Source organism: Dyadobacter fermentans DSM 18053, from assembly GCF_000023125.1.
In the GTDB taxonomy this organism is placed as follows: Bacteria; Bacteroidota; Bacteroidia; order Cytophagales; family Spirosomataceae; genus Dyadobacter; species Dyadobacter fermentans.
Genome location: NC_013037.1, coordinates 528,654 through 545,634, shown reverse-complemented (window position 1 = coordinate 545,634; position 16,981 = coordinate 528,654). Strand labels below are relative to the sequence as shown.

Sequence of the window (16,981 nt, the reverse complement as noted above, 5' to 3'; positions counted from 1 at the left end):
CATTAAAACCACATGGAACAGCTTCTTGCGAAGTTTGCCACTTATGGATCGCTTTCGGAAGAGGCGATGGATGATTTGGCGAAGCTGGTCCGGCCGCGTTCCTATGCGAAAGGTGAGTACTTTTTGAAGGAAGGAAAGACGCCGAAAAATGTCGCATTTGTCGTGCGGGGGCTTTTTTCGCAGTATTATGCATCGCCGGACGGGGATATGGTTGTTAAAAAGTTTTTCCCCGAAAACCATTTCGCCGGCTCTTTGCCTGCGATGCTGACGCATTCTCCCAGCATTTTTGCCATCCGTGCGCTGGAACCGACGGAGACATTGGAATACAATTTCTACGACTTCAAGGCACTTACCGAGCGGCACCGCGACCTTGCCGCGTTTTACATCCGCTACATGGAGCTCCATTGGATCATTGAAAAGGAACCGCTCGAAATTTCGTTCCGGTACGATAATGCGAAAACGCGCTACATCAATTTCCTGAAAGACTACCCCAATCTCGAACCGCGGCTCAAACAGCACGAGATCGCCTCGTACCTGGGCGTTACCCCTACCCAGCTCAGCCGCATCCGTGCGGAAATGTGATTTTTTGAAGTCTCAACATTTGTAAATGTTTTCGGCCCCGGCTTGCCCGACATTTGGCTTGTTCAAACCAAAACCATGACAAATGCTATGAAAAATGAAACGGATTTTCTCACCGATTCCATTGAAAACAAGGCCGTTATATTTGCGCCTGGTGAAGGCGAAGTGCTCGCGATCGGCGGCAACAGCATTACATTAAAGGTGACAAGCGACATGTCAAACGACCAGCTTGGCGTTTATGAGATCAGAATGGCCCCTGCCACCATTGGCGCGAAATTGCATTACCACCGGTTTATGGACGAAACATTCATCGTCCGCAAAGGCACCCTGACGATCGACCTGGCCAGTGGGCCCGTGCCCGCGCACGAGGGCGCGGTGGTGTATGTGCCGCGCATGACCGCGCACGGGTTTTCGAATCAGTCGGGCCATGAGGTGGTTATTAACCTGATATTCAACCCCGGCCAGAAACGGGAAGGCTTTTTCCACGGACTGAAATCGATACTGACCGAACCGGTGATCGATCCGGCGAAATATTTGCAGCTTTACCAAAAGTACGACAGCTTTCCGGTGGACGTGCAGAATATGCTGCCGACCGGCATTCCAAAATAATAACATCGCGGAAAGTCGCTATTCCTGTCAACTTTTTGTTTTTTGCAGGTTGAAATTGAATGCCTGCTGCGTTCCGGGCGATGCCTGCAATGCTCCGCAGTGGCGCCGACTAACCCGAAACCTGCGTTTTTGAATGCTTCGACCGACTTTTTTTAACATAACACTCCTATTCTTCCTGTTACAATCGGCCTGGGCCGCGGCTCAGACGAAGCCTGCGGGCAGCAAAGCCCCCGGCAACAAGCCCTGGCTAAAAGAGTACAAAGAATACCGGGAATACGACGATATCTATGTCGTGAAAAAAGTGAGCATTCCCTGCCGGTCATACGAGACATTCATTACCGATAAAAACGGCCGGAAACTTACACCGGCATACCGCGACATCGGCGATTTTGCGGAGGGATTGGCCGAATTTGTGCCGATGGAGCTCGATGCGAAAGGCCACGGCCTGCACGGCTTCATCGACAAGCGCGGAAAAATCGTGATTGAGCCCAAATACACGTCCACCGACCGCTTCCGGGACGGGAAAACATGGGTCATTTACCCGTCGGGCAAGCATTACGGGCTGTCCTACATCGATCTCACGGGCAAGGAAATCTACCGTATTCCCATTCACCATTATGCCAATCATTACCTGATCAAGGATTCGGATGTTGACTTTCTCTGCAACCAGGACACGAAAGAGGATGTGTTATGGTGGATACAAAGGCCAATGGACTTCTTTACGCTGAACTTCAATTTCAGCCGGTTTATCGAAAAGGAAATCAAAGCCTCGAAGCTCATTTACCATTTCAATTACAAGGGCAAATACGGCATTATCGATAAAAACATGATATTGAAAGTGCCGGTGGCACTGGACGACATCGACCCTGAATACAAATACTCCGGCCAGGGCATGGAACGCGTGCAATACGGCGACAAGTTCGGCTACATCAGTCCATTCACCGGCGACCTCATCGTGCCATTTGAATACACCGACACCCGCAAGCCGACCAACGGCCTGTTCTGGGTCAAAAAGAACGGCAAATGGGGCTGTATCGACAAAACCGGGAAGCTGCGCATCCAACATCTTTACGACGAAGCTACGGGTTTCACTGCCGAAAACCGCTCGGCGGTGGCCATTAACGGCAAATTCGGGCATATCGACAAATCCGGCAAGGTGCGCACGCCGCTGAAATACGACTTCGCCTCCTACTACAACCACGGCATCTCGATGATCCGCATCGATGACAAATACGGCTATATGGATACCACCGGCCGGTTCATTACCAAAATCATCTACGACGAAGCATTGCCGTTTGATCACCCAATCACTACCGTGGAACGTTCGTGGCTCCGGTTTGAGCTTTCGCTCGATGGCAAAGAGACGTTCGCAGGGTTTTCTTACAAACTGAATGCGGTATTTATCATCATCGCGGTGCTGATCTTCATTTGGCTGAACAATCTGCTTTACCAGAAAATGCTCAAAGGACGCCTGGCTAGAAAGGCAAAGAAATAGGCGAGTGTAAAATTCCTGGCGAGCCGCGTAAAAGCAGCCTGCGTTTCGCTTTTAAAGATTTAGGAATCAGCGAAATATTTGTCGGGGCGAGATGGGGGTTTTGTGTTGGCTTTTTTGTCCTCACCTTGTAGGCAGGCTGCCCGCGGATGCCGGTCGTGCGGCTGGTGTTCGACAGCGTTTTCAGAAAGATATTTATTTCAAAAAAGGGTATTTCAATCCGAACAACGCATCCTTATGACAACATCGGGCGATGCTTGACAGCGCCTGACCAGGTCTGTGCCATTTTACTTGCCAAAACCCCTTAACCATTCAAAACCCCCATACCTTAACACCAATGAAACGCAGAGAAATTCTCAAAGAACTCACCATGATTCCGCTCGCGGGAGGTGTGCTGAGCACGTCGGCAGCATTTGCCGAAAGCAGCAAGCCGAAATGGTTTCAGAAAGCCGCAGCAGCCGTATCGGCGCCGGGCCCGTTGAAGCCGGGACCGCAAATCTATCAGTCGATCGGTGTGGAACCGATTATCAATTGCCGGGGGACATTCACCATTATCGGAGCGTCGATCGAATTGCCGGAGGTGCGCGAAGCGATGGAATATGCCTGCCAATATAATGTACAGATCGACGAGCTGGCCTTCGGCGTAGGCCAGCGCCTGGCCGAGATCACCGGTGCCGAATGGGGCATGGTGTCTTCTGGCTGCGCTGCGGGCATGAACGAGGTCACGGCAGGCATTATAGCGGGCGGTAACCCCGAAAAACTGATCCGCATTCCTAACCTGGAAGGTTTTGAGAAAACGGAGGTGATTATCCCGCGCTCATCGCGCAACGTATATGACCACGCGATCCGTAATATCGGCGTTAAAATCATTACCATAGAAACGATCGAGGAATTGAAAAAAGCGATCACACCGCGCACGGCGATGATTTACATGATGCCCGGCGAAGAGCCGTGGAGCGTCAAAAGTGTGGCCGATATCGCCAAACCGGCAGGTGTACCTCTGCTCGTGGATGCCGCGGCGGAGCGCCTCACGATTCCGAACATTCACCTGGCAGCCGGTGCAAGCGTGGTGGCTTACAGTGGCGGAAAGGTCATCCGCGGGCCGCAATGCGCAGGACTTTTGCTGGGCAGTAAAGATGTACTTATGTCGGCATGGCAGGCCAGCGCGCCGCACCACGGCCCCTGCCGGAACAATAAAGTAGGTCGCGAGGAAATGATAGGCATGCTCGCCGCCGTGGAAGCATGGGCCACCCGCGACCATAAGGCGGAGATGAAAATGTGGGTTTCGTGGCTGAATACCATTTCGGGCAAACTGAATGGCATCCCAAGCGTGCAGCTGGACGTTCGTGAGCCGAAAGAAGGCGCACTGGACAATGCCACACCAACGCTCACCGTCACCTGGGACCCCACCAAACTGAACATTACCGGCCAGGAAGTAGCCGACGAGCTGCAAACCACCAAGCCGCGCGTGGCGGTTGGAACCGGCTATCGCAGAGGCCAGGCTGCGGCGCAATCCGGCCCGCCTACGACGTCCATTACCGTTGCGGCGTACATGATGGGCCCCGGCAACGACAAAATCGTGGCCGAGCGCATCCGCGAAATCCTTACCCGCAAGCGCAGCGCGCCCAAAGCCGAAACGGCCATGAAAGCGCCCACCGCCCAGATCGCGGGCCGCTGGGATGTGGACATCGAGTTTTATACCAGCACCAGCAAGCATACTTTCATCATCGAGCGGCAGGATGGAAACTACCTTTACGGAACCCACAAGGGCGAATTCGCGACGCGCGAGCTGTTCGGCAATATCGACGGCGACGACGTGCGCTTCCAGAGCCGTTACAGCGCGCCGGGCGACAATGTGGTGATGACATTCCACGGGAAGCTCAGCGGCGAAACCATTACCGGCGAAATCGACATGGTGGAGTATATCAATGCGAAGTTCACGGCTAAGAAAGCGACCTTCCCCAGCAACCGCCAGCGGATCAACATTCCTGCGGGACGGCCATTGTCGACCTAGCAGCCGGTCAAACGTATCGGTCATGAACATAAAAAGCCTTGGATCAATGCCAGGGCTTTTATGCTAATTACTAAATCTAAAAATCTTCGATATGGATGAGCCCGTGAATGTCACAGGCTGAACTCGCTGATCTGCCGGGCACTACCCGCATTAGGAGCCGCGAAACTACGACCAAAATGCGCAAATGCGAAGATTTTTTTGCTTAACCGGCCATATTTCCTCAAAAAAATCACTGGCCAAATGTTGCGTTGTATCATTTAAATGCTACTTTTGCATCACAATTGACGGCCAGGTGGTGGAATTGGTAGACACGCTACTTTGAGGGGGTAGTGCCCGTTCGGGTATAGGAGTTCGACTCTCCTTCTGGTCACAGTTTAATGAGTGCGTTGGATCAAACCAACGCACTTTTTTTATTCCCTTACGGCACGCGGGCGTGGGTATTTTCCGCGAAGTCCCCGGCGGCAGCCTCCGCATTCAGCTTTACTTTTGTTATATTTACATGAATGCTTCGCAGCAGTAGCACGTTCATAACAGATAGGCGAAGCATCTGGAATGTGCCGTTGTCCAATAGCAACGTTCTTTAATTTTTTATCACACACCGCAAATCGGAACCTGGCTAAATGATCGACGTTAAACGCATCCACGCTATCCTGAGGGCTCATAGCCTCACGCCCACTTCCATCGGCAGGCTCGTGCACCTGTCGCATTCAAAAATGAGTAAAGTCATGACCGGCGAACAGACGCTGCCCTCCGCCGCCGTCGGCATTATCATCCGGGAACTGGGCATCGACCCGAACTGGCTGTTTGGCTACGAGGGCGACCCGGAAGTGGTGCGATACATGAAAGATCTTGTGCACAAAAACGAAGTCGAGAAGCTGGAAGCGAAGATCCGGGAGCTCAAAGACGAGCTGGGCGACGTTTACAAACAGCTGGCCGAAGAGCGACGGGTAAAATAGTCATTTACCGCCCTCCTATTGCATTCTACAAATGCTGCGAGTATCTTTACAAACGTTTGAATAACCCCGAAAACCTAGAAAGTGTTGAATTACGCCCTCTGCATGAAGTGTACTTTTATGCTGGGTGTGGTCGGATTGCTGGCGGGAGGCGGCAGTAGCTGTTTCGCCCAATGCAAAGAGATGATCAGCCCGTCGAATCACAAAAAAGTACATTATCACACAATCCAGCTTGCGGACAAAAAGGAATACCTGACGCTCTCGCGGACGGGCGGCGAACGCATTCTCAGCTACCACAACGAGCGGATCGGGCTGGTTTACTACACGCAGATGTTCATCGAAATCCGTTTCTGGACGCCCCAGGGAAGGTTTTCACTCTACTCCGCCGCCAACGATCGCAGCAATTGGCAACCCATTTTCGTCCTCGCCGCCCCCGTTACGCCGAAGGAGCTGGAAAAAATGAAGACCGTCACAAAAATCGAGGTGATGCTGCCCGAGGACACGAAGGTTTTCAACGTCGACGCTCAGAAAAATGCATTGGTCAACAAGGCGATCGCCTGCATGCATTAATCCTACACGTAAAACAGTTCCTTGTTGAGCAATGAAACAATGTGGTTGAAATCATCCGGATTGGACGCGAAATCCATGTTATTAACGTCTATTTCCAGGATCTTGCCGTCCTCGTAATTCCGCACGAAATCTTCGTAATAGTGATTGAGATTAGTCAGATACTCGGTCGAAATATCGGATTCGAAGTCGCGGCCGCGTTTTTTGATCTGCGAAACGAGTTTAGGAATGTCGGCTTTGAGGTAAACGAGCAGATCGGGCTGCGACACGGTGCGAATGATGGATTCGAACAGGAGGAGGTATGTTTGGTAATCGCGCTCCACAAGCACGCCGGATTCGTACAGGTTGCGGGCAAATATGTAGGCATCCTCGTAAATGGTCCGGTCCTGAACGATGGTGGCATAGGTCGTTTCGCGGATTTTCTGCACCTGTGCAAACCGGTTGTTCAAAAAATAAATTTGCAGATTGAAAGCCCATCGATCCATATCCTGGTAAAAATCAGCCAGATAGGGATTTCCTTCCACCGCCTCGTACATCACTTCCCATTTGAAATATTCGCCCAGCATCTGGGTCAAGGTGGTTTTGCCGGCGCCGATATTGCCGATAATAGCGATGTGCATAAGAAATCAGGATGGTTGAGTAGTAGAATGCGTTCCGTGCAAAAATATGTATTTCGGGGAATAACCGGTCAGTTGCAAAACTGATTTTCCGCATTTTCTTAGAACTTGCATTATTCGTATATTTGCGGCTGATTTGGAGAAAAGAAGCGAATTATGAAACCTTACCGGGTTATCCTATATTATTATTACACGCCCATCGCCGATCCCGACACCTACCGCGATGAGCATCACCTGTTTTGTGTTGAAAACAACCTGCTGGGCCGCATTATCGTCGCGCCTGAGGGGCTGAATGGCACCGTATCAGGCACGCCGGAGCAATGCGACGCATACATGAACTACGTCCGCTCCGATGCACGGTTTGCAGGTGTTCAGTTCAAAGTGGAGGAGTCCGATCACATTGCGTTTCAGAAGCTGCACGTGCGTGTGAAGGACGAAATCGTGAACTCCGACCTTCCCGTGAACCCGCTCGAACGCACAGGCAAGCACCTCGAACCGGCCGATTTCAAAGCAATGCTCAACGACCCCGACGTGGTGCTCGTGGACATGCGCTCGGATTACGAACACGAAGTGGGTAAGTTCAAGGGAGCGATCACGTTCGATATGCATAATCTGCGTGAGCTGCCCGACCACGTGCACGAAATCGCGCATTTGAAAGATAAAAAGGTCATTACCTACTGCACCGGCGGCATTAAGTGCGAAAAAGCGAGTGCCTACCTGCTGGATCAGGGTTTCAAGGACGTTTACCAGCTGCACGGTGGCATTATACGCTACGGACTGGAAGAAGGCGGCGAGGATTTCGACGGCAAATGCTACGTGTTCGACAACCGTATTACCGTGGATGTGAACAAGGTAAATCCGACGGTGATCTCCAAATGCCACGTCTGTGAAGAGCCGTGCGACCGCATGGTGAACTGCGCCAATCCCGAATGCAATAATCACCTGCCCATTTGCGAAAAATGCGGCTGGGAAATGGAAGGCGCCTGCTCGGCAGAATGCAAGACGCACCCTGCCAAACGCGCTTACGACGGTACCGGCTATTATGTGGTCAACAGCAACCACTATCACCCGATCCAGGGTTTGAAAAGCCAGCAGAAGAATATCAAAAAGATGAAATTGTCCCTGAAAACTGAATCGGCCTAGCCGGTTCAGTTCAGTGGTTTTTCGAGGATGTAGTCATTCATCCAGTAAGGGCCGATGGGGATATCCTGCTCGTCGACAATGCTGAAACCCATTTTTTCATAAAAAGTCCTGGCCCTGTTGTATCGGTTCACATTCAGCGACAGCACGGTTCCGCCCATCGACTTCACGTAATCTTCCGTTTGCTGCAAAAGGTATTTGCCCGCGCCGGTGCCCTGCGTGGATGGAAGCACATATATTTTATGTAATTTGAACTTCCCGGCCTTTTCTTCGGAAACCGACGAAAAGCCAACCGCCCGTTCGCCATCCAGCAGGATCAGGAACTGCTGGCCCGCGTGCATTTGCTCCGCAAGGGCGTCGGATGAATATATTTTTTCAAACATATAGTCGATCTCCTCCTGGCTAAGGATGTCACGGTAAGTGGGTTCCCATGTTTTTTCCTGAATTGTAATAATAGTTGGTATGTCCTCAACCGAGGCTTGCAGTGTTGCGAATGAAGGCATATTGCTTAAATTTGGCAGCTTGAAAAGCGCAAGTAAATATTTATTCACTTAAAAACCTCGATACTTCATCGGCAGAACGACGGCAGGAAAGCAGAAAGGCAACCGATAAGTAGAAATATATGAAACCCCTCATTTTAGTTACAAATGATGACGGAATAACGTCAAAAGGTATCCGAACACTGGTCGAAATCATGCAAACGCTGGGCGAAGTAATCGTAGTCGCGCCGAACAGCCCGCAGTCGGGAATGGGGCATGCAATTACCATCGGCGAACCGCTCCGGCTTTATTCCACCCATATTTTTGACGGCGTTACCGAATACGAATGCTCCGGGACCCCGGCCGACTGCGTCAAACTGGCGAAAAACTACGTGTTGCAGGACCGCAAGCCCGACCTCGTCGTGAGCGGTATCAACCACGGCAGCAACAGTTCGATCAGCGTGCTGTATTCCGGCACCATGTCGGCGGCCATTGAGGCGGCGATCGAAGGCATTCCGGCCATCGGGTTTTCGCTTTGTGATTTCAGGGAAGACGCGGATTTCAGCCACGCCGTCCCGTTCATCAAATCGATCACCGAGGAAGCGTTGAAAAATGGTATTCCAAACGGTATTGCATTGAATGTGAACATTCCTGCGAAAACCGACCTGGCACTGAAAGGCGTAAAAGTATGCCGTCAGGCGCACGCCAAATGGCAGGAGAAATTCGACTACCGCGTTGACCCGAACGGTCGCGGCTACCTTTGGATGGCCGGCGATTTCGTGAATTTCGATACGGAAAAAGAAGATACGGATGTCTGGGCACTGGATAACAACTACATCTCGGTGGTGCCATGTCAATATGATCTGACAGAGTATGAAGCGTTGAAAAAGCTATCGACCTGGGATTTGTAATTTAACAACAGCTATGGCATTAGTAGGCAGTTTATTAAAGAAAGGCATTCATTTCAGCAACATTGTGGCCAACCGCCGCAAGGCAAGTTTACATCAGCAGCAAAAGAAAACACTGGCCAAACTGCTGGCCAAAGCCAGATATACCGAGTTCGGTGAGAAATATAACTTCGACGAGCTCCTTTCCTCCATCCTTTTCGGCGAAAAAGGCTCATTTTACGAGCTCTACAAGCGCACGGTGCCTGTTTACGATTATAACAAGATCTTCAACGAGTGGTGGCACAAATCGCTCGAAGGTGAGAAAGACGTGTGCTGGCCGGGAACGGTGAAATATTATGCATTGAGCTCGGGTACATCCGAAGCGGCTTCGAAGTCGATTCCGGTGACGAAAGCCATGACGAAGGCCATTCAAAAAACGAGTATCCGCCAGATTTTGTCCTTGGGCCATTACAAGGACCTTCCGCCCGATTTATACGAAAAAGGTTTCCTGATGCTCAGCGGCAGCACGAACCTGAACCCGCAAGAAACGGGCAGCCTGGCTGGTGATTTGAGCGGCATTCAGATCCAGCAAATCCCGCGCTGGTTTCGGCCTTATTACAAACCGGGCCAGAAAATAGCAGCGCAGCGCGACTGGGGCCTGAAACTGGAAGAAATTACAAAAGTGGCCAGTGAATGGGACATTGGTTTCGTGGTAGGCGTGCCGGCATGGATCCAGTTGCTGTTTGAAAAGATCATCGCGCATTATAATGTAAAGAACATCCACGAAATCTGGCCGAATTTGCAGGTTTTCGCGCACGGCGGCGTTTCATTCGAGCCGTATCGCAAAGGGTTTGAAAAGCTGCTCGGCAAGCCGATGATCTACATTAATACCTACCTGGCGTCGGAAGGCTTTATTGCATACCAGTCGAGGCCGGGTGCGGTAGGCATGGAGTTGGTGTGTGATAACGGTATTTTCTTTGAATTTATCCCTTTCACCCCTAAAAACTTCGATTCTGACGGCGCAATGCTCGAGAATCCCGAGACGCTGATGATCGACCAGGTGGAAGAAGGAAAAGAATATGCACTGCTGCTTTCGACCTGCTCGGGCGCGTGGCGTTACCTGATCGGCGATACCGTTCGGATTATGGACAAGGCACGGGGCGAAATCGTGATCACGGGCCGTACGAAGCATTTCCTCAGCCTCTGCGGCGAGCACCTTTCGGTGGATAATATGAACAAGGCGATCGACCTCGTCTCCCAGGAAATGGGCATTTCAGTGAAAGAATTTACCGTTTGCGGCATCGATCACGGCACATTGTTCGCACACGACTGGTATGTAGGTGTGGAAGAATCGAATGTGGATGCCGAACAATTGAAACAAAAACTCGACGCCAAACTGGCCGAGCTGAACGACGACTACGCCGTAGAGCGCCGTCACGCATTGAAAGAAGTGTTCGTAAATGTGCTGCCCAACCAGGCATTCTATCGCTGGATGGAACTGAAAGGGAAGCTGGGCGGACAAAACAAATTCCCGCGCGTATTCAAGAAAGACCTCATCGGGGACTGGAAAAACTTCCTGAAATCCGAGGGTTACATTCAATAACTTCCCCTATTTCAAAAAATTGGTATAAGCAATCTGACAGGCGATGAGAATAAAAATCACGCCTGTCACTTTGTTAAATATCGTGACCACTCTGGGCGTGAACAGCTTTTTGAGCCTGTGCGCGAAAACGGCGATAGCGCTTTCCACCAAAAACACGGCAATCACACTCGCCGTAAAAAACAAAAGCACCTGGTTGAGATTATAATGCAGGTTCGTGCGGATGTACGAGGCAATGGTGACCCAGCTAATGAAATTCACGGGATTCAACCCATTCAGCAGAAAACCGGTGGTGAAATAGTAAAGGAAGTTTCCAAACCGTGTTTGCGGTTCGGCGATCTGGGGCTGGCCTCTTATAATGTTGCTTAGCCCGAGGGCCGTGAGGAAAAATACGCCCGCGCCGGCCATCCATTGCTGGAAATTCGGAATGTCGGGCAGCAGCGCCGTCCCGAAAATGGCGAAGAAAACGAAGATAATGTCGCAAATGAACACGCCGAACGCGATTTTAATACCGGTTCGGTAACCATTATCGACGCTGTTTTGGACTAATGAAAAAAATACGGTCCCGAATGTAAGACACAACGCGACGCCCGTCAGCGTCCCATACAATAGCGCTTGCAGCATATTAAATACCTTTCAGTCTGGCGGTCATCAAAATGCCCGCTACCGAAAGCGAATCGGTGATTTCGGAGCGCATGACCATTTCTACTGCCTCTTTCAGGGGCAATTTCCATACCTGCAAATCTTCGGTATCTTCCGGTTCGGCCTGGTCTTGCGTAAGTTCTTCGGCAATGAAGAGGAAACCTTCTTCGTTAGTTGCCGAGTTGGAGGTGTGAATGCGGGCGAGTTTGGTCCATTTGCCGGCCAGCAAGCCGGTTTCCTCTTTCAGCTCGCGCTTGGCGGCGTCGAGCGGATCGGCATCGAGCGCCCCGCCGCCTTCCGGAATTTCCCAGGAATATTCGTCGATCGCGTAGCGGTACTGGCCCACGAGATAGATATTGTCGTCGGCATCCACCGGGATCACGCCTATTGCCTGGTTTTTGAATTTAACCAAACCGTAAATGCCCTTGTTGCCCGAGGGGTTAATCACGTCACGGTGACTGAGTTCCAGCCAGGCATTCTCATAAACGGTTTCAGACGATAGTGTTTTCCAGTTATTTTCAGTGGATATAACCCGCATTTTCTTAGTATTTTTGACTCCTCATTGACAAATCTCAAATGCAAATAAACCAAAATAAGCTTAAACAACGTCTCATCATGCTGTCTTTTGTAGCCAGTATTCTGCTGACGGGATTGAAGTTTTTTGCATTCTACCTGACCTCTTCCAATGCCATCCTGAGCGACGCGCTGGAATCCATTATCAACGTCATCGCGAGCGGTTTCGCGTTTTACAGCGTATATCTTTCGTCGCAGCCCAAAGACCGGAACCACCCGTACGGCCATGGCAAAGTAGAGTTTTTCTCGGCGGGTTTCGAGGGCGCATTGATCATCATCGCTTCGATTTTTATCGTGGTGGAAGCCATTAACAGGCTGATGGACCCCTCCCCGATCCAGAATCTCGCGCAGGGATCGGTATTCATACTTTTTACCATTTTAGTGAACACGGCCATCGGCTACAAGCTGCTCACCGAAGGCCGCAAAGCCAATTCGCTGGCGCTTGTTGCGGACGGGAAGCACCTGATGTCCGACAGTATCAGCAGCGTTGTCCTGATTTTGAGCGTGGGGCTGATCATGCTCACCGGCTATGTCTGGATCGACAGCGTTGCTTCGCTCCTGTTCGGGCTTTTTCTCGCTTACAGCGGCTCGCAATTAGTAAGCAAATCGGTAGCAGGTTTGATGGACGCCAGCGACGAGCTGCTGCTCGACAAGGTGATCCACGTTTTGAATGAAAATAAAAAAGACGAGTGGATCGACGTGCACAACCTGCGCGCCCAGCAATACGGCTCCGACCTGCACATCGACTGCCATTTGACATTACCCTATTATTGGGAACTCCAAAAAGTACACGAAACGATCCACGATTTCGAAAACATCCTGAAAGCCTCCCAAGTGGGCGAAACGGAAATTTTTGTGCATGCCGATCCGTGCGTTTATCAATGTTGCTACTTTTGCAGGATCGACAACTGCCCGGTCCGTCAGCACGCATTCGTGCAGGACATCGAGTGGGATGCAGGCAAGCTCACAAAAAACGAGAAGCTGTACCGAGAAGCCAGAATCAATATCCAGGAATAATAATCAAATCTAAATTCTAACCAATCATGGACTTTTCCCGTCGCGATTTCCTTAAAAAGGCCGGAGCCACTGCGCTTGCTGCCACTGCATTCACCGATCTGTTCGCCGACCCGGCTGCCAAAAAGCTTTGGTTTGACATTTCACTGGCCGAATGGTCGTTGCACAAGGCTCTTTTCGCGAAAAAACTCACCAATCTCGACTTCCCAGAACTGGCTAAGAAAGAGTTCGGTATCTCGATCGTAGAATATGTAAACCAGTTCTTCAAAGACAAGGCGGAAGATAAAACTTACCTGGCCGAGCTGCTTAAAAGAGCAAAGGATAACGGTGTGAGCAACCACCTCATTATGATCGACGGCGAAGGCGGCCTGGGCGAGCTGGATGCTGCCGTGCGCAACAAAGCCGTTGAAAACCATTACAAATGGGTGGAAGCTGCCAAATACCTGGGTTGCAAAACGATCCGCGTGAATGCATTCGGCAAGGGTTCTGACGAAGAAGTAGCCAAAGCTGCGATCGACGGCCTCGGCAAACTGGGCGAGTTCGCTGCCAAAACCGGCATCAATGTGATCGTAGAAAACCACGGCGGATCGTCTTCGAACGGAAAATGGCTGTCGGGCGTGATGAAGCAGGTGAATATGAAAAACGTAGGTACACTGCCTGACTTCGGCAATTTCTGTATCAAACGTTCTGCTAATGGTTGCGACGAATCTTACGACCGCTATTTGGGCACGAAAGAACTGATGCCTTTCGCAAAAGGTGTGAGCGCCAAAACTTACGATTTCGACGAAAAAGGGAACTGTATCGAAACAGACTACGCGAAAATCCTGAAAGTGGTGAAGGACGCAGGCTTCAAAGGCATCGCCGGTATCGAATACGAAGGAAGCAAGCTGTCGGAATATGATGGTATCAAAGCGACCAAGGCATTGCTGGAACGCGTTGGACCGACTGTATAGTTGAGTTTATGAGTTTAAAGTCAATGAGTTCAATTGTTGACTTACAAAAAATGGCTGATCAATTGATCAGCCATTTTTTGTACAGAATTTTTGTAATTCAATGTGGGACGTCATGTCATCCTACATTCCCAAATAGGCCAAAAACTCCTTCTTGGTCGCCTCTTCCTCGAACTTTCCGCCATAAAAAGCGGTAACGGTGGAGCTACCGGAGTCGCGTATGCCTCGCGACTGCACACACATGTGCTGCGCGTCGATCACGACGGCCACGTCCTCGGTTTGCAATGCCTGTTTCAGCTCATTGGCGATCTGCACGGTGAGGCGTTCCTGAACCTGCGGGCGCTTGGAAAAGTACTCGACAATGCGGTTCAGCTTCGACAAACCGATCACTTTTCCGCTCGAAATATAGGCTACATGCGCCTTTCCGTAAATCGGAACAAAGTGGTGCTCGCAGTTGGAAAACACCGAAATGTCCTTCTCAACGAGCATTTGGTTATATTTATATTTATTGTCAAAAAGTGCAACAGCCGGCTTGTTCTTCGGGTCCAGGCCGCTGAAAACTTCCTTGATATACATTTTCGCAACCCTTTTTGGCGTGCCTTTGAGGCTATCGTCGGTCATATCCAGGCCCATAATCTCCATGATATGGCGGAAATGCTTCTCGATGAGCTCCATTTTAAGTTCATCCTCCATCGCAAAAGCATCGGGGCGAAGGGGCGTCTCAATTCCTGAAAACAAATGATCGTCACCAATCTCTTCAACATCCAACGCCTCAGCGGACTGGATATTCGACAAAATTCCGTTCTGTTTCATACAATCTGATTTTCAGGTCGAGACCTGCGTCAATTTTGGGTCTTATAATTGAATAAATAACGATCGCGATGTTTTCCGCGGTCGGATTAAGGGTTTTAAATTCCTCCACATCGAGATTGAGGTTCCGGTGATCAAACCGGTCGATAACGGATTCCTTCAATATGGCGCTCAGCAGCTTCATGTCCATCACATAGCCGGTTTCGGGGTCTAGCGGGCCGGTAACCTGCACGATCAGTTCATAGTTATGCCCGTGAAAGCTGGGATTGTTGCACTTTCCGAAAACCGCCTCGTTCTGCTCATCCGACCAGGCCGGATTATGAAGACGATGGGCCGCATTAAAGTGCTCCTTCCGAAACACCGCCACGTTTTGCACCATATTTTAAACCACTTAAAATTTTAATTTGCCTTAAATGTCGTTACAAAGGATGTGTCCAACACATTTAAGGGTTCGAGCATGCTGTGAATTGCTCTCAGAAGTCTCTTGCTTTGGGTAAACGCTGTAAGCTAGCAAATTGTTCACGGCAATCCTATTTCATGTTGCTGCAATGCGTTCGCTGCGTTATTTTTTAATTAATAAAAAAATTTAAAAATCTGGCTTTTGCGTGTAAATTGCAGCCCCGGCGGGTAGAAGGCCGAATATTCTTCTTCCGATGCCCCGCACGGGTTTCAACAGATTTTGATGTAGAGAGACGAAAATTTCTGCTAAAATCGCAGGAATGAGTCACCGGCCGGAGCACCCCTGGCCTGATTGACGATTATTGCGTATTATCACAAACCAAATACATAACCGGACAACAACCCGAACCTAATCCAAAACGACTTAAATGAGCAAAAAGAACAGTTACCTGGGTCCCCTCTTCATTATCGGCATTCTATTCTTTGTGATGGGTTTCGTCACATGGGTTAACGGAACACTGATCACCTTCTTCAAAAAAGCATTCTCGCTGGATAACACCAGTTCATACCTGGTTACATTTGCTTTCTTCATTTCTTACACCGTCATGGCAATCCCGTGTTCGATGGTGTTGAAAAAAACCGGTTTTAAAAACGGCATGTCCCTGGCCCTCATCGTGATGGCGCTCGGAACGCTCATATTCATTCCGGCGGCGGAAATGGCATCCTATCCGCTGTTCCTGGTAGGTTTGTTTACCATCGGTATCGGCCTTACCGTTCTGCAAACGGCCTCCAACCCTTATGCAACCATTCTCGGCCCGCGCGAAAGTGCCGCCCAGCGGATCAGTATTATGGGTATTGCCAACAAAACGGCGGGTATTTTCAGCCAGATCATTTTCGGTAAACTCCTGCTCGCCGGCGCATCTTCCGCCGATCCGAAAACGGAGCTCGACAAGGTGGCGATGCCTTACCTGGTGCTTACGGTCGTGCTGGTGGCATTGGCGGTGATCATCAAAATGTCGAAAGGCCTAGTGGAAGTGAGCGAGGAGGAAGAAGACGACACCCCGCTTGCAGCTCAGCAGGTTGCGGTTCAGAAAACAAGCGTTTTGCAGTTCCCGAACCTGGTATTGGGCGTGCTGGCATTGTTCTGCTACGTGGGTGCGGAAGTAATCGCCGGTGACACCATCATCAGCTACGGCGTATCCCTGGGCTTCCCGGAGGAAGAAGCGCGCTTGTTCGGAACCTACACGTTATACGGCATGATGTTCGGCTATGTGTTGGGAATTGTTTTGATTCCAAAATATGTGTCGCAGCAGGCCTATCTCAAATTCTCTGCTATCCTGGGCTTGATCGTGACGGTAATCGCCATTAATTCAACGGGTTTCACTTCGGTGATTTGTATCGCGGTCCTCGGCTTTGCAAATGCGGTGATCTGGCCGGCATTGTGGCCGCTGGCACTGAGCGGACTGGGTAAATTCACAAAAATCGCTTCTGCATTGCTCGTAATGGGAATTTCCGGCGGCGCCATATTACCTTTGGTGTACGGAAGCATCGCCGACTCGATCGGCAGTACGCAACAAGCTTACTGGATTTTGGTTCCACTTTACATTTATATGCTGTATTTCGGCTTAGTTGGCCACAAAAAGAAAAGCTGGTAGT

Annotated in this window: 18 protein-coding genes and 1 tRNA gene; 13 read left to right on the top strand and 6 right to left on the bottom strand. The window is 50.4% G+C overall.

Annotation, left to right across the window (positions count from 1 at the left end):
- Window positions 1-12: 12 nt before the first annotated feature.
- The 7 genes from DFER_RS02390 to DFER_RS02360 all read left to right on the top strand — a co-directional run bounded on the left by DFER_RS02390 (window position 13) and on the right by DFER_RS02360 (window position 6,217).
- Window positions 13-582 (top strand): Crp/Fnr family transcriptional regulator, encoded by a 570-nt coding sequence (locus DFER_RS02390; protein WP_012780101.1) that lies wholly within the window; start codon window positions 13-15, stop codon window positions 580-582.
- An 87-nt stretch (window positions 583-669) separates the two neighbouring features.
- Complete coding sequence (locus DFER_RS02385; RefSeq protein WP_012780100.1) at window positions 670-1,188, top strand: cupin domain-containing protein; 519 nt, start codon at window positions 670-672, stop codon at window positions 1,186-1,188.
- Window positions 1,189-1,321: 133 nt separating this feature from the next.
- A complete protein-coding gene (locus DFER_RS02380; RefSeq protein WP_012780099.1) occupies window positions 1,322-2,683 on the top strand; it encodes a WG repeat-containing protein in 1,362 nt (453 codons plus the stop codon).
- 334 nt (window positions 2,684-3,017) lie between these two features.
- A complete protein-coding gene (locus DFER_RS02375) occupies window positions 3,018-4,694 on the top strand; it encodes a PLP-dependent transferase (protein WP_041734654.1) in 1,677 nt (558 codons plus the stop codon).
- Window positions 4,695-4,980: 286 nt separating this feature from the next.
- Window positions 4,981-5,064: transfer RNA gene (locus DFER_RS02370), tRNA-Leu, on the top strand.
- A gap of 250 nt (window positions 5,065-5,314) precedes the next feature.
- Window positions 5,315-5,650, top strand: coding sequence for a helix-turn-helix domain-containing protein (locus tag DFER_RS02365; RefSeq protein WP_012780096.1), 336 nt, complete (start codon window positions 5,315-5,317; stop codon window positions 5,648-5,650).
- A 102-nt stretch (window positions 5,651-5,752) separates the two neighbouring features.
- Window positions 5,753-6,217 carry a hypothetical protein gene (locus DFER_RS02360; protein ID WP_143828631.1) on the top strand — a complete coding sequence of 155 codons (465 nt, stop codon included), beginning with the start codon at window positions 5,753-5,755 and terminating at the stop codon, window positions 6,215-6,217.
- Between the two features lie 2 nt (window positions 6,218-6,219).
- On the opposite strand, the gene DFER_RS02355 is transcribed toward DFER_RS02360, so the two are convergent.
- Entirely contained in the window at window positions 6,220-6,834 is a 615-nt protein-coding gene (locus DFER_RS02355) for a deoxynucleoside kinase (protein ID WP_012780094.1), read from the bottom strand.
- A 153-nt stretch (window positions 6,835-6,987) separates the two neighbouring features.
- Between DFER_RS02355 and trhO the strand changes: the two genes are divergently transcribed.
- Complete coding sequence (trhO, locus tag DFER_RS02350; RefSeq protein ID WP_012780093.1) at window positions 6,988-7,974, top strand: oxygen-dependent tRNA uridine(34) hydroxylase TrhO; 987 nt, start codon at window positions 6,988-6,990, stop codon at window positions 7,972-7,974.
- 5 nt (window positions 7,975-7,979) lie between these two features.
- Here trhO and DFER_RS02345 read toward each other — a convergent pair whose 3' ends face one another.
- Complete coding sequence (locus tag DFER_RS02345) at window positions 7,980-8,474, bottom strand: GNAT family N-acetyltransferase (protein ID WP_012780092.1); 495 nt, start codon at window positions 8,472-8,474, stop codon at window positions 7,980-7,982.
- Between the two features lie 119 nt (window positions 8,475-8,593).
- On the opposite strand from DFER_RS02345, the gene surE reads away from it, so the two are divergent.
- Both surE and DFER_RS02335 read left to right on the top strand, forming a co-directional pair.
- On the top strand, window positions 8,594-9,361 hold the full coding sequence (gene surE / locus DFER_RS02340) for a 5'/3'-nucleotidase SurE (protein ID WP_012780091.1): 768 nt from the start codon (window positions 8,594-8,596) through the stop codon (window positions 9,359-9,361).
- A 13-nt stretch (window positions 9,362-9,374) separates the two neighbouring features.
- Entirely contained in the window at window positions 9,375-10,940 is a 1,566-nt protein-coding gene (locus DFER_RS02335) for a GH3 family acyl-acid amido synthetase (RefSeq protein ID WP_012780090.1), read from the top strand.
- A gap of 6 nt (window positions 10,941-10,946) precedes the next feature.
- On the opposite strand, the gene DFER_RS02330 is transcribed toward DFER_RS02335, so the two are convergent.
- The gene (locus DFER_RS02330; RefSeq protein WP_012780089.1) at window positions 10,947-11,561 is read right to left on the bottom strand and encodes a LysE family translocator; all 615 of its coding nucleotides are present in this window, start codon (window positions 11,559-11,561) and stop codon (window positions 10,947-10,949) included.
- Between the two features lies 1 nt (window position 11,562).
- Window positions 11,563-12,117 (bottom strand): NUDIX domain-containing protein, encoded by a 555-nt coding sequence (locus tag DFER_RS02325; RefSeq protein WP_012780088.1) that lies wholly within the window; start codon window positions 12,115-12,117, stop codon window positions 11,563-11,565.
- Window positions 12,118-12,155: 38 nt separating this feature from the next.
- On the opposite strand from DFER_RS02325, the gene DFER_RS02320 reads away from it, so the two are divergent.
- Together DFER_RS02320 and DFER_RS02315 are read left to right on the top strand one after the other, a co-directional pair.
- Window positions 12,156-13,169 carry a cation diffusion facilitator family transporter gene (locus DFER_RS02320; RefSeq protein WP_012780087.1) on the top strand — a complete coding sequence of 338 codons (1,014 nt, stop codon included), beginning with the start codon at window positions 12,156-12,158 and terminating at the stop codon, window positions 13,167-13,169.
- Between the two features lie 26 nt (window positions 13,170-13,195).
- The gene (locus DFER_RS02315; protein WP_012780086.1) at window positions 13,196-14,119 is read left to right on the top strand and encodes a sugar phosphate isomerase/epimerase family protein; all 924 of its coding nucleotides are present in this window, start codon (window positions 13,196-13,198) and stop codon (window positions 14,117-14,119) included.
- A 120-nt stretch (window positions 14,120-14,239) separates the two neighbouring features.
- On the opposite strand, the gene folE is transcribed toward DFER_RS02315, so the two are convergent.
- Window positions 14,240-14,929 carry a GTP cyclohydrolase I FolE gene (folE, locus tag DFER_RS02310; RefSeq protein WP_041734652.1) on the bottom strand — a complete coding sequence of 230 codons (690 nt, stop codon included), beginning with the start codon at window positions 14,927-14,929 and terminating at the stop codon, window positions 14,240-14,242.
- The gene (locus DFER_RS02305) at window positions 14,889-15,305 is read right to left on the bottom strand and encodes a 6-pyruvoyl trahydropterin synthase family protein (RefSeq protein WP_012780084.1); all 417 of its coding nucleotides are present in this window, start codon (window positions 15,303-15,305) and stop codon (window positions 14,889-14,891) included. The genes folE and DFER_RS02305 overlap by 41 nt, the downstream gene beginning before the upstream one ends.
- A 448-nt stretch (window positions 15,306-15,753) precedes the next feature.
- Here DFER_RS02305 and DFER_RS02300 point away from each other — a divergent pair, with 448 nt between their 5' ends.
- A complete protein-coding gene (locus DFER_RS02300; RefSeq protein WP_012780083.1) occupies window positions 15,754-16,980 on the top strand; it encodes a sugar MFS transporter in 1,227 nt (408 codons plus the stop codon).
- Window position 16,981: the final 1 nt, after the last annotated feature.

What these genes read in the sequence shown, in the direction of transcription:
- DFER_RS02390 (WP_012780101.1), top strand. Translation starts at nt 13, where the DNA reads ATGGAACAGCTTCTTGCGAAGTTTGCCACTTATGGATCGCTTTCGGAA.
- DFER_RS02385 (WP_012780100.1), top strand. Translation starts at nt 670, where the DNA reads ATGAAAAATGAAACGGATTTTCTCACCGATTCCATTGAAAACAAGGCC.
- DFER_RS02380 (WP_012780099.1), top strand. Translation starts at nt 1,322, where the DNA reads ATGCTTCGACCGACTTTTTTTAACATAACACTCCTATTCTTCCTGTTA.
- DFER_RS02375 (WP_041734654.1), top strand. Translation starts at nt 3,018, where the DNA reads ATGAAACGCAGAGAAATTCTCAAAGAACTCACCATGATTCCGCTCGCG.
- DFER_RS02365 (WP_012780096.1), top strand. Translation starts at nt 5,315, where the DNA reads ATGATCGACGTTAAACGCATCCACGCTATCCTGAGGGCTCATAGCCTC.
- DFER_RS02360 (WP_143828631.1), top strand. Translation starts at nt 5,753, where the DNA reads ATGAAGTGTACTTTTATGCTGGGTGTGGTCGGATTGCTGGCGGGAGGC.
- DFER_RS02355 (WP_012780094.1), bottom strand. Translation starts at nt 6,834, where the DNA reads ATGCACATCGCTATTATCGGCAATATCGGCGCCGGCAAAACCACCTTG.
- trhO (WP_012780093.1), top strand. Translation starts at nt 6,988, where the DNA reads ATGAAACCTTACCGGGTTATCCTATATTATTATTACACGCCCATCGCC.
- DFER_RS02345 (WP_012780092.1), bottom strand. Translation starts at nt 8,474, where the DNA reads ATGCCTTCATTCGCAACACTGCAAGCCTCGGTTGAGGACATACCAACT.
- surE (WP_012780091.1), top strand. Translation starts at nt 8,594, where the DNA reads ATGAAACCCCTCATTTTAGTTACAAATGATGACGGAATAACGTCAAAA.
- DFER_RS02335 (WP_012780090.1), top strand. Translation starts at nt 9,375, where the DNA reads ATGGCATTAGTAGGCAGTTTATTAAAGAAAGGCATTCATTTCAGCAAC.
- DFER_RS02330 (WP_012780089.1), bottom strand. Translation starts at nt 11,561, where the DNA reads ATGCTGCAAGCGCTATTGTATGGGACGCTGACGGGCGTCGCGTTGTGT.
- DFER_RS02325 (WP_012780088.1), bottom strand. Translation starts at nt 12,117, where the DNA reads ATGCGGGTTATATCCACTGAAAATAACTGGAAAACACTATCGTCTGAA.
- DFER_RS02320 (WP_012780087.1), top strand. Translation starts at nt 12,156, where the DNA reads ATGCAAATAAACCAAAATAAGCTTAAACAACGTCTCATCATGCTGTCT.
- DFER_RS02315 (WP_012780086.1), top strand. Translation starts at nt 13,196, where the DNA reads ATGGACTTTTCCCGTCGCGATTTCCTTAAAAAGGCCGGAGCCACTGCG.
- folE (WP_041734652.1), bottom strand. Translation starts at nt 14,929, where the DNA reads ATGAAACAGAACGGAATTTTGTCGAATATCCAGTCCGCTGAGGCGTTG.
- DFER_RS02305 (WP_012780084.1), bottom strand. Translation starts at nt 15,305, where the DNA reads ATGGTGCAAAACGTGGCGGTGTTTCGGAAGGAGCACTTTAATGCGGCC.
- DFER_RS02300 (WP_012780083.1), top strand. Translation starts at nt 15,754, where the DNA reads ATGAGCAAAAAGAACAGTTACCTGGGTCCCCTCTTCATTATCGGCATT.